The organism is Knoellia sp. LjRoot47, from assembly GCF_964253435.1.
GTDB lineage: Bacteria > Actinomycetota > Actinomycetes > Actinomycetales > Dermatophilaceae > Knoellia.
On record NZ_CAXUQS020000001.1, the window covers coordinates 1820823 to 1836332 of the forward strand.

The 15510-nt window shown below is 70.4% G+C and carries 11 protein-coding genes; 7 read left to right on the plus strand and 4 right to left on the minus strand.

All coding sequences use genetic code 11. The features are described from left to right. Positions 1-25 precede the first annotated feature (25 nt). The gene (locus ACSQ11_RS08965; protein WP_436004789.1) at positions 26-1027 is read left to right on the plus strand and encodes a YihY/virulence factor BrkB family protein; all 1002 of its coding nucleotides are present in this window, start codon (positions 26-28) and stop codon (positions 1025-1027) included. 11 nt (positions 1028-1038) lie between these two features. Here the strand turns inward: ACSQ11_RS08965 and ACSQ11_RS08970 are convergent, their stop codons facing one another. Then, positions 1039-4593 carry a TM0106 family RecB-like putative nuclease gene (locus ACSQ11_RS08970; protein WP_436004790.1) on the minus strand — a complete coding sequence of 1185 codons (3555 nt, stop codon included), beginning with the start codon at positions 4591-4593 and terminating at the stop codon, positions 1039-1041. Positions 4594-4636: 43 nt separating this feature from the next. Next, positions 4637-6202, minus strand: a complete 1566-nt coding sequence (locus tag ACSQ11_RS08975) for a dolichyl-phosphate-mannose--protein mannosyltransferase (protein WP_436004791.1) — start codon at positions 6200-6202, stop codon at positions 4637-4639. 51 nt (positions 6203-6253) lie between these two features. Here ACSQ11_RS08975 and rsmI point away from each other — a divergent pair, with 51 nt between their 5' ends. After that, positions 6254-7099, plus strand: a complete 846-nt coding sequence (gene rsmI, locus ACSQ11_RS08980) for a 16S rRNA (cytidine(1402)-2'-O)-methyltransferase (RefSeq protein ID WP_436004792.1) — start codon at positions 6254-6256, stop codon at positions 7097-7099. A gap of 111 nt (positions 7100-7210) precedes the next feature. Here the strand turns inward: rsmI and ACSQ11_RS08985 are convergent, their stop codons facing one another. Both ACSQ11_RS08985 and ACSQ11_RS08990 read right to left on the minus strand, forming a co-directional pair. Next, positions 7211-7549 carry a TraR/DksA family transcriptional regulator gene (locus tag ACSQ11_RS08985; RefSeq protein WP_436004793.1) on the minus strand — a complete coding sequence of 113 codons (339 nt, stop codon included), beginning with the start codon at positions 7547-7549 and terminating at the stop codon, positions 7211-7213. Between the two features lie 62 nt (positions 7550-7611). Further along, positions 7612-9603, minus strand: a complete 1992-nt coding sequence (locus ACSQ11_RS08990) for an adenylyl cyclase (RefSeq protein WP_436004794.1) — start codon at positions 9601-9603, stop codon at positions 7612-7614. A 167-nt stretch (positions 9604-9770) separates the two neighbouring features. On the opposite strand from ACSQ11_RS08990, the gene ACSQ11_RS08995 reads away from it, so the two are divergent. The 5 genes from ACSQ11_RS08995 (at position 9771) to ACSQ11_RS09015 (ending at position 15440) form a co-directional block, all read left to right on the plus strand. After that, entirely contained in the window at positions 9771-10637 is an 867-nt protein-coding gene (locus tag ACSQ11_RS08995; RefSeq protein ID WP_436004795.1) for an aldo/keto reductase, read from the plus strand. 120 nt (positions 10638-10757) lie between these two features. Further along, complete coding sequence (locus ACSQ11_RS09000; protein ID WP_436004796.1) at positions 10758-11465, plus strand: succinate dehydrogenase cytochrome b subunit; 708 nt, start codon at positions 10758-10760, stop codon at positions 11463-11465. Between the two features lie 15 nt (positions 11466-11480). Next, entirely contained in the window at positions 11481-13526 is a 2046-nt protein-coding gene (locus ACSQ11_RS09005; protein ID WP_436004797.1) for a fumarate reductase/succinate dehydrogenase flavoprotein subunit, read from the plus strand. Beyond that, positions 13523-14266, plus strand: coding sequence for a succinate dehydrogenase/fumarate reductase iron-sulfur subunit (locus ACSQ11_RS09010; protein ID WP_436004798.1), 744 nt, complete (start codon positions 13523-13525; stop codon positions 14264-14266). Before ACSQ11_RS09005 ends, ACSQ11_RS09010 begins: the two co-directional genes overlap by 4 nt. A 214-nt stretch (positions 14267-14480) precedes the next feature. Beyond that, a complete protein-coding gene (locus ACSQ11_RS09015) occupies positions 14481-15440 on the plus strand; it encodes a hypothetical protein (protein WP_436004799.1) in 960 nt (319 codons plus the stop codon). The last annotated feature ends 70 nt before the right edge of the window (positions 15441-15510 follow it).

Genomic DNA, 15510 nt, shown 5'->3' on the forward strand with positions numbered 1-15510 from the left:
CCCCCGGTGTGGTGAGATTCGTCGCGTGGGTGTCGTCGACTCGCTGGACCGGTTCCAGCGCAAGCACCGCGTCGTGGGGTACCCGCTCGCGGTCGTCTACAAGTTCTTCGACGACCAGGCGGGCTACCTCGTGGGCCTCATCGCCTACTACGCGTTCCTGTCGTTCTTTCCTCTGCTCATCATCTTCACGACGGTCCTCAGCGTCGTCCTGTCCAACTATCCCGACCTCCAGCAGCGGGTCCTGGACTCCGCGCTCTCGGAGATCCCCGTCATCGGGGCGCAGCTGGGTGAGCCGCAGTCCCTGCGCGGGAGCGCCACGGGGATCATCGTCAGCGGCATCGTCGCGCTCTACGGCGGGCTCGGTGTCGGGCAGGCGTTCCAGTACGCGATGAACTCGGTGTGGGGGGTGCCGCGCAACGCACGGCCCAACCCGTTCCACGCACGGGGCCGCAGCTTCGTCCTCCTGCTGACGATCCTGCTCTTCGTCGTCATCACGACCTCGATCACGATCCTCAGCGCCCGAGGCATCGACAGCTACCCGGTGCTCACCCGGGGCGCTGTGACCGTCGCGACGCTGCTCGGGACCGCTCTCGCGTTCGCCCTCGGGATGCGCCGAGCCGTGGCCCTCGACCTCAGCCTGCGACAGGTCGCGGTCGGTGCCATCGGGGCGGCCCTCACCTGGCAGGGGTTGCAGACCTATGGAGTGGGGTTCGTCGAACGAGCGATGAGCTCGACCTCCGCGACCAACGGCGTCTTCGGGCTCGTCATCGGTCTGTTCGCCTTCTTCCACCTCGCCGCCCTCGGCACGATCCTGTCCGCCGAGGCCGACGTTGTGCGGGCCAACGACCTCTACCCCCGCGCGCTGCTCACCCCGTTCACCGACAACGTCGACCTCACCGACGGCGACCGCCGCGCGTACGCCCAGCAGGCGCGCATCGGCAGGTTCAAGCAGTACCAGCAGATCGACGTCGACTTCGAGCGCGTCATCGACCCGCCGCCGGCCGACCCGGGGGACTCGCGGCGCTGAGACTCACGGGCTCAGCCGGCGGACCTCGCCGACGTGGCCGCCACCTGCGTCGTCGTCACCGCGCGCTCGCAGAGTCCGAGGAAGGCGCCGAGGGCGACGAGCTCGTCGGGCGTGCGCGGCGCGAAGTCCGTGAGCACGCTCGAACGCACGATGTATGCCGCGTGCTTGCCTCGTGAGACCGCCACGTTGATGCGGTTGCGCTGGAGGAGGAAGCCCATCCCGCGGGAGACGTCGGCGTGGGCGGACGCGGCCATCGACAGGATCGCGATCGGTGCCTCCTGACCCTGGAACTTGTCGACCGTGCCGACCGCGACGTCGTCGTGGCCGGCCGCCCGCAGACGAAGCTTGAGCACGCCCACCTGGCTGTTGTAGGGGGTGATGACGCAGAAGTCCTGCTGGGTCAGCGCCCGTCCGTTCGCGGCGTCCGGTTCGTCCGGAGCGGTCCACGTGCGCCCGAGGAGGTCGTCCACAAGGGCGACCACGGCATCGGCCTCCTCGGGCGAGATGTTCTTGTTGTCGCGGTGGTCGACGAGCACCTCGTGGACGCCGGGCTCGACGCCGTCGAGCGTGCGTTGCGCCGTGGCGTGGTCCTCGGAGGTGAGCTGCCCGGCATACGACAGGTGTGAGACGGCCTCCGTGAGTCTCGGGTGCATGCGCCACGTCGTCTCGAGGAAGTAGCCGAGCTCGCGCGGGAGGAGATCGTCGTCGCCGGCGAGCCAACCGAGCGCCGAGTGGTCGATCGGCTCGGCATGGGTGCCCTGCGACACCTGCGGCAACTGGGCCGGGTCGCCGAGCAGCAGGAGGCGCTGGCCCGCCATCGACACCGCGAGGGTCTTGCCCAGCGAGAACTGCCCGGCTTCGTCGATGACGACGAGGTCGAGTGAGCCGCGCTCGATCCGGTGGGTGTTGGTGAGGTCCCAGGCCGTCCCGCCCACGACGACACCGAGGCCGGCCGCTGCGCGCTCGGCGACGAACCCGGCGAGGTCGTCGGACTTCGCGAGGGCGGTCCACTCGGGGGCGTCTGCGTACTTGGGGGCCTTGCCCACCTGGGATCCGTCGACACCGGCACGGACCACGGCGTCGAGGATGTTCTCGACCGCGGCGTGCCCCTGGGAGCAGACGCCGACCTTCCAGCCCAGACCCACGAGGCGGGCGATGACCCGGGCGCCGACGTAGGTCTTGCCCGTCCCGGGCGGCCCCTGCACCGCGACGTAGGAGTCGTCCATGCCGGTCAGGGCGGCGGTGATGGCCTCGATGAAGCGGCCGTCGCCCGTGCCCGGAGTGGGAAGGGGCTCGCGGGAACGCAGGCGTGGTGGCGTGCGCAGCAGGACGTCGATGCCCGCGCGCTGGGGGAGCGTCGGGTGCCCGTGCAGGACCTCGCGTGCGAGCTCGTGCAGGGCGGCGTCGATGCTCCCCGTGCCGACGGTGCCCTTGGGGACGAAGGCCACCGGGAAGTCGTCGATCTCGGTCTTGGCGGGAGCGTTCTCGAGAATGGTGAGCCGTTGGAAGACCCTGCCAGTGTCCGCGATCTCCTCCGCGGCCTCGATGATCTCCACCCCACCGGGGCTCCTGGCGTGTGCGTTGCCCGGGAGGTGGTCCGCGGGGGGCGGGAACGCTGGCGGGGCGGAGTAGAGCGCGGCCACCTGGCCCCCGACGTCGAGCAGGGTGCCGCCGGCGGGGTCGACGCGCACGGCGTAGCGGCGCTTCGAGCCGCTGCGGGGAGTGGGCTTGTGCCACCCCTCGAGCAGCTCCGGCTCGCCCTCGATGACGGCGACGCCGCTCGAGCGCATCCAGCTCTGGACCGGGTGCTTGATCCGGTCGTAGTGCTCCCACCAGAAGGGCTTGTCCTCGCGGGCGTGGAAGAGCACCGACGCGGCAACCAGCGCGACCGCGTGGTCTCGTGGGGTGCGTTGCGCCGGCTGGACGTCCTCGACGAGAGCACGCAGGGCGGCCTCGAGCTCGAGCGCGGCGGCGCGGTCCTCACTCACCGGTTTGGGTTCCACGACCTCGACGACCTCGCCCGTCCCGCCGCCCGGGACCTGGCGCACGAGCCAGTCCCGCAGCAGGCGGGTGGAGATGCAGTCGTCCTTGTTGTACTCGGCGATCCCGTCGAGGATGTCCTTGGCGGCGTCGTAGCGCTGCTGGACGCGCGCCATCATGAACCGGTGGTACTCGACGATCGAGTCGTCACCCTTCTGCAGGTCCGCGGTGCGTGCCTGCATGTAGAGGGGCTCCAGCTTCTTGATCGAGTACGACCGCTGCGAGACCCGGATGGCTCCCCGCACGGTGGCATAGAGGTCGACGAACACGTCGTCGCGCAGGAACTGGTCGATGTCGTCCTCGCACACGGCATGCCGTGAGGCCAGCCTCTTGAGTGCCGCCGTCTCGTACGGCGCGTAGTGGTAGATGTGCAGCCCGGGCCACAGGCGGCGCCGCTCCTTGACGTAGTCGACGAACGCGATGAGCGCCTGCTTCTCCTGCGCCCGGTCGTGGGCCCAGAAGGGCAGGAAGACGTCCTCGCCGGAGTCCACCTCCACCACGCCGAAGAGGTACTCGAGGCCCCAGTCCCGTGACCCCCGCTCGGACCAGAGGGGGTCGCCCTCGAAGTCGAAGAAGAGGTCGCCCGGGCTGGCCACGGGCAGCTGGCGGATGGGCGCCTCGTCGTGGACCTCGAACGCCATGGGGGCGCGGGGGTCGTCGAGCTGGGTGAGCTGGAGCCGCGCCTGGGCGCGCAGCCTCTCGACCCGGGACTCCTGGATGCCGGGGACGTGCCCGGTCGAGGCAGCCAGGTCGTCGATCGTCGTGATGTCGGCAGCGAGGAGGTGCTTCCTCGTGCTCGGCCGCACACCCGCGACGAGCAGCAGGTCACGGTGTGCGAGCACCTCGCCCTCGCAGACCTCGCAGCGTCCGCACGCCAACCACCGCTCGTCGCCCCACCGTCCGGGCGCGTCCGTTGCGAGATGCTCGTCGATGACGCGCTGGAGCCGAGCGAGCCGGGACCGGTAGACGGGCACGATCTCGGTCAGGGGGTAGTCGCGACGGTCGTCGTTGCCGAGCACGAGCCGAGCCACGGGCGCGGTCGGGACACCGTGGTCCTGGAGCTGCGCGGCATACGCGGCGACCTGCAGCAGGGCGGGGACGTTGGCCGAACGCGCGAGCTTGGTGTCGCTGACGAGCCAGCCGTCGTCGGTGCGCTCGAGGAAGTCGGCGTAGCCGAGGACGTCACCGTCGAAGAAGGTCGCCTGGCACAGGACGGCCGCGTCGGACTCGAGTGCCGCAAGGGTCTCGCGCATGGCGGCCTCGCGGCCGGCTCGGGAGTGCTCGCCACCGGTGAGGTCGCGCACCCGACCCGGGTAGAGGGCGCCGAGCCGGATCCGCTCGAGGTTCTCGTGGGCGTTGCCCAGCTCGATGATGCGGTCCATCATGTCCGGGCGCTCCTCGTCGGGCCGGGGGGCACGCCCGAGGAGCCCGTCGAGGTCCCGGATCAGCGCGAACTCGCACTCCGACGCGGTGCGCAGGTCGTGCGGGCTGATGACGGGGCGGTCCTCGCCCGGGAAGAAGAACACCACCTCACCGTAGGCGGGAGAACTGACAGAGCCGGGGACCGACTCAGATCCAGGAGCGGAACCACATGAGGCGCAGCCAGTGGTCGTAGGGCACGACCTGCGCGGCATAGATCGGGTAGAACCACGCGAACAGCGCGATGGTCAGCAACAGATAGCCACCCACGACCAGCGCGCCGATCCGCCGTCGCTCCCTCGACGCGGACGGACCACCGAGCACCAGCCCGATGCAGAACACGATCGCGAGCACCACCCACGGCTCGAACGCCACGGTGTAGAACGCGTAGATCGTCCGCTCCTGGTACATGAACCACGGCCCGTACCCCGCGACCACCCCGGCCAGCACCGCCCCCGCACGCCAGTCGCGCCGCACGACCCAGTGGAACGCGCACACGAGCAGGGCGACGATCCCCACCCACCAGATCGAGACCGTGCCGATCGTGTGCACAGCCTGCGAGCACTGGTCGACCGTGCACTCGCCCTGCCCGCGGGTCGTCCCCTCGTAGAAGAACGACGTCGGCCGTGCCTGGATCATCCAGCCCCACGGGTTCGACGAGTACGAGTGCGGCGTCGTGAGCGTGGTGTTGAACTGCCACATGTCCTGGTGGTACTTCACCCAGTTGCGCAGCACCGCCGGCAGCCACTGGATGCCCTCGCCGGGATGGAAGGTGTTCCACTGCCGGTGGTAGCCGTTGCTCGACGCGAACCACCCCGACCACGACGCGACATAGACGACGGCGGAGGTAGCGACGAGCTGCACCGCGGCATACGGGCCGTCCTTGAACACGCCCTCGCGCCACCACGGACGGATCCCGACGGCGCGACGGGCGCCCATGTCCCAGAACACCGTCATGAGCCCGAAGACCGCGAGGAAGAACAGTCCCGACCACTTCGTCGACACGCACAGGCCGAGCGAGAGCCCCGCGAGCCAACGCCACGGGCGCGGTCCCAGCCACGGTCCCTTCGTCAGGGGTATGCCGTCCACGTCCTCCGCGTCCCGGCTCCCCGCCCACACGGCCAGCCGTTCGCGGGCCCGGTCGCGGTCGACGACGAGCGCCGCGAACCCGGCCAGCGCGAAGAACGACACGACCATGTCGAGGATGCCGGTGCGCGACATCGCGAAGTGGGTGCCCTCGACGGCGAGCAGCAGCGCCGCGATGCAGCCGAGGACGGTCGAGCCGAACAGTCGCCGCGCGACCCGTCCGAGGATGAGGATCGACAGCGTGCCGAGCGCGGCGACGGTGAAGCGCCACCCGAACGAGCTCGTCGGCCCGAACAGCCACTCGCCGGCGCCGATGAGCCACTTGCCGACCGGCGGGTGGACGACCATGTCGCCCTGGTCGCTGAAGACGTTGGTGTTGCCGGCGTTCCAGAGCTTGTCGGCGTCCTCGTTCTTGCCCTGGACGCGCAGCTCGACGCCGTGCTGGATGAGCGACCAGCCCTGCTTGACGTAGTAGGTCTCGTCGAAGACGAGCGAGTGCGGCCGGTCGAGGTGCCAGAACCGGAGGAACCCGCCGATCGCCGCGACGAGCAGCGGTCCGACCCATCCCCAGACGACGTCGGTGGGTCGGGTCCCGAGCAGGCGGGCGCGCAGCTCGTCGGTCCGGGTCACCGGCACATCGTAGGCATCACTCTTGTGCGCCGCCCGTGCAAGGATCGCGGCATGACTTCTGGCTCGGGTGAGGGTGTGCTCGTCCTGGCGGCGACGCCGATCGGCGACCCCCGCGACGCCGCGCCACGGCTCGCCGACGAGCTCGCCACCGCCGACGTCATCGCCGCCGAGGACACGCGCCGCCTGCGCCGTCTCTGCCAAGCGCTCGACGTCAACCCGACCGGGTCGGTCGTGAGCTACCACGAGCACAACGAGGCCTCCCGGACCGCGGACCTCGTCGAGAGACTTCGCTCAGGCGAGCGGGTCCTCGTCGTGACCGATGCCGGTATGCCGTCCGTCTCCGATCCCGGGTACCGCCTCGTCTCGGCCGCTGTCGGCATCGACGTCCGGGTGACCTGCGTACCCGGCCCGTCGGCGGTGCTCATGGCGCTCGCCGTGTCGGGGCTGCCGGTCGACCGGTTCTGCTTCGAGGGGTTCCTGCCGCGCAAGGGCGGCGAGCGGGTGCGGGCGCTCCGTGCGCTCGTCGACGAGCACCGGACGATGGTGTTCTTCGAGGCACCGCACCGGATCGCGAAGTCGCTCGCCGACATGGAGGCGGTCTTCGGTGGTGGGCGTCGCGCGGCGGTGTGCCGCGAGCTGACCAAGACCTACGAGGAGGTGCGTCGGGGCTCGCTCGTCGAGCTCGTCGCGTGGGCCGACGACGGCGTCAAGGGCGAGATCACCGTCGTCGTGTCGGGGGCGGACGTGGTCGTCGGTGACGTCGAGAGCCAGCTCACCGGCATCCTCGACCGGGTCGCGGCGGGGGAGCGGCTCAAGGACGTGTGCGCCGACGTCGCCTCGGCGACCGGCCTGTCCAAGAAGGCGCTCTACGACGCCGCCTTGGCCGCCCAGCGCTGAGGCCGACCGCGTCCGGACCGGTTTGTCGGGGGAGTCCTGCGTCGTCGGGGCCGAACTCGCGGCCGACGACGCGAGATGGCGGCGACAACGGCCGCCGCGGCCGCACGCAGGTCAGGGTGACGGACAGGTGACGCAGGTGCGCGCGGTGGGCCGGGCCTCGAGGCGGGCGTCGGCGATGTCGCGTCCGCACCGCTCGCAGATGCCGTAGGTGCCCTCGTCGAGACGGGCCAGTGCGGCGTCTACCTCGTCGAGGTGGCTGCGTGCTTGCTGTGCGAGGGCGTCGACCTGCGAGCGCTCGAACGCGATCGTCGCGCCTTCGGGGTCGTGCTCGTCGTCGGCGTTGCTGTCGCGCGAGGCGTCGACGATCCGGTCGAACTCGCCGGTCAGCGCCGCCAGCCGCTCGAGCGTCGCCTGTCGGTCCTGCTCGAGGACGTCGCGGATCTCCTGCATCACCTCAGGCTGTCACGCGGCCCCGACAGCCACGTGGCCCCGACACCGCCGGGGCCGCGCGCTCACGGCGCCGGGTAGTCGACGACGTAGCTCGGCTGCCCCGACCTCGTGCTGTCGACCCGGGCGCCGGTGTCGTTGACGACGTGCTCGATCGCGCCGGCGTCGAGGTTGACGGTGAGGACGTGGTGCAGCCGCACCCCGGGCCGCTCCGGCACCTCGAACCCCCGCTCGGTGACGATCGACGGGTCGTTGCGGTTGTAGACGTAGACCCCGCCGCCGTAGAGCCGGTGCCGCTGGACCGCGTCCGCGACCGTGTAGCCGGTCCAGCCGCGTGTGCCGTCAGGCCGGTTCCACTCCGCCTGCGATGGCGGGTCGTAGGGCAGCTCGTTCTGGTAGAGCACGACCTCCCCGTCCTCGCCGTTCCAGATGGTGTTGTGCTGCTGGTAGTGCTCGACGAAGAGCCCGGTCGCGTGCACCCGGTCGCCGTTGACGACGAGCCCGACCCGGCCGATGTTCGTGCGCCAGCGGTCGGTGTCGCCGCTCGCCCCGGCCGTGAACCCCTCGACGCCGTGGTCGGCCCGCCACACCCACGCGTGGTCGATGAGGACGTCGTCGGCGTCGATCCGCAGCGACACGTCCGCCTTGCCGACGTGGGGCCCACCGACGCGGAAGTAGACGTCGTTGAGGGTCGTGCTCGGTATGCCGGCCCGCGCAGAGCGTGGGACCCGCGCCCCCGTCGCGTTCTTGCCCGCCGGTCCCGGGCGGCCCACCTGCATGAGCGTGGGCGACAGCGTCGTGCCTGCGTCGATGGTGACCCCGGCGACGACGACGCCGTGCGCCTGCTTGTCGACGACGAGCGGCACCGCTCCGCGGACGGCGGTCAGCGTGGCCTGCCCCATGCCGAGCACGACGGTGTCGTCGCGCCGGATGACGAGGCTCTTGTCGACGTCGTAGATCCCGGGGGTGAGCAGCAGGTGCTTGCCACGGGAGAGCTGGCTGGCGAGCTCGGTCGCCGCGTCAGCCGGCGTCGCGACGTGGAAGGCCGAGAGGGGGAGGGTGCGCCCCGCGGCGCTGCCCGTCGTCCAGTCGGTCCCGCGCGAGCTCGTCCGGGCATCGGGCACCCGCACCTGCCACGCGCCTCGCCCGTCGACGAAGAGGAACGGCTTCTCGCGGCTGACCGAGGTGCGGTCGAGCGTGGTGTACGGCGGGTTCGGGAAGCCCTGCTCCGGGGGCGCCCCGACGGTGCCGGCGAAGACCTGGTTCCACACCCCGTTGGACCAGCTACCGATCTCGGAGTTGCGGGTGATCCACTGCTGCTGCGACCCGTTGATGACGGCGCCGGCGCGCGAGTCGGCGAGGAAGCCTCCGCTCGCGAACTGGGGACCGGCCGTGCAGTAGTCCATGAGCGAGAGGTTCCCGCCGCGGATGTCGACCCGTCGCAGCGACGACGCCTGCGAGACCGCCCAGAAGTTCGCCGACGCCCGGCACCCGTCCTGGCCGGTCCCGTTGACCTGGATCGTGAGGTTGGACATCGAGCGCCAGAAGTTGTTGAGGGCCACGCAGTAGGGCTGCGACGGCGCGTCGGCCAGGCACCGGTTGTAGACCTCGACCTTGCCGTTGATCACGGTGTCCGACGGGGAGGCCCCGAGGCCGGCGACCTCGGTGTAGTAGCCGACCTTGATCTGCAGCGGCTGGGTGGCGGTGCCGTAGGTCCCGGGCCTGAAGAGCAGGCTCCACCGGGCGCTGCCCATCTCGTCGTCGACCTGCTGCGCATGGATCGCGTCGGCCCGGGCCTGGATCTGCGCGACCGGCATCGACGGGTCGAAGACGACGACCCGCGGGCCGAGCGTCGTCGCGCCGCCGGGTGGTGCCTGCGCCAGGGCCGGAGCCGGCAGAGCCGGAGCCGAGACGCCCGGAGCAGACACTCGCGGAGCAGAGGCGGCCGCCGGGCCACCGAGCAGGGCGGTGCACAGGCCCAGCCCCGCCGCGGCCAGGAGGGCCAGAGGACGGGACCGCAGTGCGGGTCGCGAGGCGGGGGACAGGGCACCGAACATGGGCAGGCCTTTCGCGAATCGGGGCTGCGCTGCCCCGAAGTCGCCAGCATGCCAGCGCGGTGTGACCTGCGCCACACCTGGTCGACAGGCGGTCCTCACGACCCAGCGCGAGAACCCGACCGCGGCTCCCGGCCGACCTGTCGGATCCGCTGGTTAGGTTGGGAGACATGCAGACACGCACCCTCGGAGACATGCAGGTCGGCGCGATCGGCCTGGGCCTGATGACGTTCGACCAGAGCGGGAGCCAGCCGCGACAGCAGCTGATCGACACGGTGACGGCGGCGCTCGACGCCGGCGTCACGCTCTTCGACACCGCCGACGCCTACGGCCCCGGCGAGGAGAAGGGCGAGGGTGCCCAGGGCGAGAACGAGCGGCTCATCGCCTCGATCCTCGACGAGCTCGGCGTGCGCGACCGCGTCCTGCTCGCGACCAAGGGTGGTCACGTCCGCACCGACGGCGGTGGCTGGGACACCGACAGCTCCGCCGACCACCTCCGCGCCGCCGTCGACGCCAGCCTCGGCCGCCTCGGCGTCGAGCAGCTCGCGCTCTGGCAGCACCACCGGCCCGACCCGGCCGTCCCCTACGACGAGGTCATCGGCACCCTCAAGGAGATCGCCGACAGCGGCAAGGTCGCCCGCATCGGCCTCTCCAACGCCGACCCCGACCAGATCCGCGCCGCCCACACGGTGCTCGGCGAGTCCCTCGTGAGCGTCCAGAACCAGTTCAGCCCGGCCTTTCGCAGCAGTCGCCCCGAGATCGACGTCTGCGAAGAGCTCGGTCTCGCCTTCCTGCCGTGGAGCCCACTGGGTGGGCTGGGTGACGCCAAGGCGCTCGCCGACAAGTACCCCGCGTTCGCCGAGGTCGCGGGCGCCCACGGCGTGAGCGCCCAGCAGGTCGCCCTTGCGTGGGAGCTCGCCCAGTCACCTGTCGTCATCCCCATCCCCGGGGCCAAGCGTCCGCAGTCGGTCACCGACTCCGCGGCCGCTGCCGACCTCGAGCTCACCGCCGAGGAGCTGGCGCGCCTCGACGCGTGAGCCGAGCCGGACGACGGCAGGGCAACGCACGGCATACGCGTCGGTAACGTGCATATCTCACACGTGAGTTAGGCCTGCCTGAGCAGGTGACCGCTCGCAGGTCGGGGTACCTTTCGTTCCATGCCCACGACGACGCTCTCCCCGCGCGGGACCACGGCGCGGAGCACGACGATCGCGCTCAAGCTGCTCATGGCAGTGACCGGCCTGGTCTTCGTCGGATATCTCCTGCTCCACATGTACGGCAACCTCAAGGCGCTGCAGGGAGAGGAGGCGTTCAACTCCTACGCAGAGCACCTGCGGACCTTCGGTGAGCCGATGCTCCCGTACGGCGGCCTGCTCTGGATCGTGCGAGTCGTCCTCCTCGTCTCGATCGTGGGCCACGCGTATGCCGCGTACACCCTGTGGAGCCGCGCCGGCTCCGCGCGACGCACGAAGTACGCTGCGGTCAAGACCGCCGCCACCTCGAAGTGGATGCGCTGGGGCGGGACGTTCCTCCTCGTCTTCATCGTCTGGCACCTGCTGCACTTCACGATCGTCAAGATCTCGCCCAACGCCGACAAGCAAGGCATCGACGTCACCGCCAACCCCTACAAGCTCGTCGTCGCGAGCTTCGAGGTCTGGTGGATGCTGCTCATCTACATCGCGGCGATGGTCGCGCTGTTCATGCACCTCATGCACGGCGTCTACAGCGCGCAGCAGACCCTGGGCTGGACGAGCTCGCCCAAGGCGCACGCGCGGGCGAAGTCGATCGGCCTCGTCGTCGCCGCGCTCATCGTCGTCGGGTTCCTCATCCCGCCGCTGTCCATCGCATTCGGCCTGATCGACTGAAGGTGTCGCTGACCCATGACTGAGAACACCACTGGCACGGACGCCCCCACCGGCTCCAGCCCCTACGGCGGTCTCTACGCCGAGGGCTTCGCGATCGCCGACCACAAGGCGCCGGACGGCCCCATCGAGAACAAGTGGACCCGCCGCAAGTTCGAGGCCGCCCTGGTCAACCCGGCGAACCGGCGCAAGATGTCGGTCATCATCGTCGGCACCGGGCTTGCCGGTGGCGCTGCCGCCGCGACCCTCGGCGAGGCCGGCTACCACGTGAAGTCGTTCTGCTTTCAGGACTCCCCGCGCCGCGCCCACTCCATCGCCGCGCAGGGTGGCATCAACGCCGCCAAGAACTACAAGGAGGACGGCGACTCCGTCCAGCGCCTCTTCTATGACACGGTCAAGGGTGGCGACTACCGCTCGCGCGAGACCAACGTCTACCGCCTCGCCGAGGTGAGCGCGAACATCATCGACCAGTGCGTCGCGCAGGGTGTCCCGTTCGCCCGCGAGTACGGCGGCCTGCTCGACAACCGCTCCTTCGGTGGTGTCCAGGTGTCCCGCACGTTCTACGCGCGTGGGCAGACGGGCCAGCAGCTCCTCATCGGCGCCTACCAGGCCCTCGAGCGCCAGGTCGCCGCCAAGACCGTCGAGCAGTTCACCCGGCACGAGATGCTCGAGGTCATCGTCGACGGTGAGGGCGCCGAGCGCCGCGCCCGCGGCATCATCGTGCGCGACCTCGTCACCGGTGAGATCGAGACCCACCTCGCCGACGCCGTCGTGCTCGCCTCGGGTGGCTACGGCAACGTCTTCTTCCTCTCCACCAACGCGATGGGCTCCAACGTCACCGCGACGTGGCGTGCGCACCGCAAGGGCGCCTACATGGCCAACCCCTGCTACACGCAGATCCACCCGACGTGCATCCCGGTCTCGGGCGAGCACCAGTCCAAGCTCACGCTCATGTCCGAGTCGCTGCGCAACGACGGTCGCATCTGGGTGCCCAAGAACCGCGAGGACTGCGACAAGGACCCGCGCGAGATCAAGGAGGAGGACCGCGACTACTACCTGGAGCGGATCTACCCCGCCTTCGGCAACCTCGTGCCCCGCGACATCGCCTCGCGCCAGGCCAAGAACGTCTGCGACGAGGGTCGCGGCGTCGGCCCGGTCGTCGGCGACTTCCGCCGTGGCGTCTACCTCGACTTCGCCGACGCCATCGAGCGCCTCGGTCGGGACGCGGTGGAGGCCAAGTACGGCAACCTCTTCGACATGTACGCCCGGATCACGGGCGAGGACCCGTATGCCGTCCCGATGCGGATCTACCCGGCGGTGCACTACGTCATGGGCGGGCTCTGGGTCGACTACGACCTCCAGTCCTCGATCCCCGGCCTCTTCGTCACCGGTGAGGCGAACTTCTCCGACCACGGCGCCAACCGCCTCGGCGCCTCCGCCCTCATGCAGGGTCTGGCCGACGGCTACTTCGTCCTCCCCAACACGATCCGCGACTACCTCGCGACGGTCCCGAAGTCGGACCTCACCGAGGACAGCCCGGCCGTGGTCGAGGCGCGCACGTCGGTGCAGGAGCGCACCGAGCGCCTGCTCTCCATCAACGGTGAGCGCAGCGTCGACAGCTTCCACCGCGAGCTCGGCAACATCATGTGGGAGTACTGCGGCATGGAGCGCAGCGAGGAGGGCCTGCTCAAGGCCATCGACCTCATCCGCGGGCTGCGCGACGAGTTCTGGCGCAACGTGCGCGTGCTCGGTGCTGCCGACACCCTCAACCAGTCGCTCGAGAAGGCCGGCCGCGTCGCCGACTTCCTCGAGCTGGGCGAGCTCATGTGCATCGACGCCCTGCACCGTCGCGAGTCCTGCGGCGGTCACTTCCGCGCCGAGAGCCAGACCGAGGACGGCGAGGCGCTGCGTCATGACGACGAGTTCGCCTACGTCGCCGCCTGGGAGTTCACGCCGCCGAGTGGCGAGCAGGAGGGGGTCGGCGCCGGCATGGGCCAGCCCGTCCTCCACAAGGAAGACCTCGTGTACGAGTTCATCGAGCTGAAGCAGCGGAGCTACAAGTGAATCTCACCCTCAAGATCTGGCGACAGACCGGGCCGAACGACAAGGGCGGCCTCGTCACCTACCAGGTGTCCGACATCAGCCCCGACATGTCCTTCCTCGAGATGCTCGACGTCCTCAACGAGGAGCTCAACGCCAAGGGCGAGGAGCCGATCGCGTTCGACAGCGACTGTCGTGAGGGCATCTGCGGCATGTGCGGCCTCATGATCTCGGGCCACGCCCACGGTCCGGAGCGCACGACGACCTGCCAGCTGCACATGCGCTCGTTCAGCGACGGCGAGACGATCACCGTCGAGCCGTGGCGCGCCGAGGCGTTCCCGATCGTGCGCGACCTCGTCGTCGACCGTGGCGCCTTCGACCGCATCATCCAGTCCGGTGGCTACATCTCGGCCAATACCGGCGCGGCCCCGGACGCCCACGCGGCGCCCGTCCCCAAGCCCGCCGCGGACCGGGCCTTCATGGCCGCCGAGTGCATCGGGTGCGGTGCCTGCGTGGCCGCCTGCCCCAACGCCAGTGGCATGCTCTTCATGGGCGCCAAGATCACCCACCTCGGTGAGCTTCCCCAGGGCCAGCCCGAGCGCGACGCCCGCGTCGTCTCGATGGTCAACCAGCACGACCACGAGGGCTTCGGCGGCTGCACCAACATCGGCGCGTGCTCGCAGGCCTGCCCCAAGGGCATCCCGCAGGACGTCATCAGCCAGCTCAACAAGGACCTGCGCACGGCCCTCAAGCACGGCCACTGACGCAACCTCTCCACGCGGTCGCGAGCGGGCGGCATACGGGATCCCTTCCGTATGCCGCCCGCTCGCGTTCGTCGTCCACCCACCTCGTCGACGAGTCGGGCACTGTGTGACGAGTCGGGGCTTCGGCGACCCTCGACTCGTCACACCACCCCCGACTGGTGAGGCCTGGGGACAACTCGACGGCGCCGCCGGCCAGTCCTGCGATCCTCGGGAGATGCTCGGACCGCCCCGCCACCCTTGCTTCGACCCGAGCGGGTTGTCGAGGACGGCCGACCTGCGTCGGGTCGGGATCGAGCCGAGCCGTGGCGGGTGGCGACAGGTTCGCACGGGTGTCTGGCTGCCGGAGGAGAGCGCCGCGGCGCTGACCCCGGTGGACCTTCATGCCGCCCTGGTGCACGCCACGATGCGCACCCACCGGGCGGGGGAGTCCGTGACGTTCGCGGCGGAGTCGGCCGCGGCGGTCCTGGGGATTCCCCGGATCAGGGCATGGCCCGGGACGGTGCGACACCTTGTGACACGTCGGGGAGTCAGCGGGTCGTCGGTGCTCCGACCTCTGCTGGGCGCTGAGACCGGGGCCATCCGCGTGCACGGCCTGCTGGTGACGCCTCCGGCTCGTACCGTCGTCGACCTGGCGCGGTACGGCGCGCTGGAGGACGCGGTCACGGCCGCTGACTACTGCCTCCGACACGCGATGTGCACGCGTGACGACCTCGCCGCAGAACTCGCTCTCGTCCCGAGGCGAGCGCGGGGACGCGCATCGGCCGCGACGGCCGTGGCCATCGCCGACGGGTCGAGCATGTCGCCGGGCGAGAGCTTCTCGCGCGTGCTGATGTTCCGCCTCCTCATCCCGAGGCCGCGTCTGCAGGTCTCGTTCACGGACGCCGATGGCCTGATCGGTGACGTGGACTTCTGGTGGGAGGGGGCGGTGGGAGAGTTCGACGGTCGGACCAAGTACCGCATCCCGCCCGGCGCCAGCCACGAGGAGGCGGGGCGGGTGCTCTGGGCCGAGAAGAAGCGTGAGGACCGGCTTCGACGCCAGACGCAGGTGGCCCGCTGGGTGTGGGCCAACCTGCTGAGCCCGAACCAGCTGCTCGCGATCCTCGCCGACAAGGGAGTGCGGCCCGAGCGGCGGTCGACGTGGCTCGACCGGGATGACCAGTCGGGGGTTGCGTGACGAGTCGGGCCACTCGCGACCCCCGAATCGTCACAGGACCCCCGACTGGTCATCCCGGGTGACCGTAACC

Bases quoted from the DNA above. Each gene is read 5' to 3' on its own strand.
- rsmI (WP_436004792.1), top strand. From the start codon at position 6,254: ATGACTTCTGGCTCGGGTGAGGGTGTGCTCGTCCTGGCGGCGACGCCG.
- ACSQ11_RS08985 (WP_436004793.1), bottom strand. From the start codon at position 7,549: ATGCAGGAGATCCGCGACGTCCTCGAGCAGGACCGACAGGCGACGCTC.
- ACSQ11_RS08990 (WP_436004794.1), bottom strand. From the start codon at position 9,603: ATGTTCGGTGCCCTGTCCCCCGCCTCGCGACCCGCACTGCGGTCCCGT.
- ACSQ11_RS08995 (WP_436004795.1), top strand. From the start codon at position 9,771: ATGCAGACACGCACCCTCGGAGACATGCAGGTCGGCGCGATCGGCCTG.
- ACSQ11_RS09000 (WP_436004796.1), top strand. From the start codon at position 10,758: ATGCCCACGACGACGCTCTCCCCGCGCGGGACCACGGCGCGGAGCACG.
- ACSQ11_RS09005 (WP_436004797.1), top strand. From the start codon at position 11,481: ATGACTGAGAACACCACTGGCACGGACGCCCCCACCGGCTCCAGCCCC.
- ACSQ11_RS09015 (WP_436004799.1), top strand. From the start codon at position 14,481: ATGCTCGGACCGCCCCGCCACCCTTGCTTCGACCCGAGCGGGTTGTCG.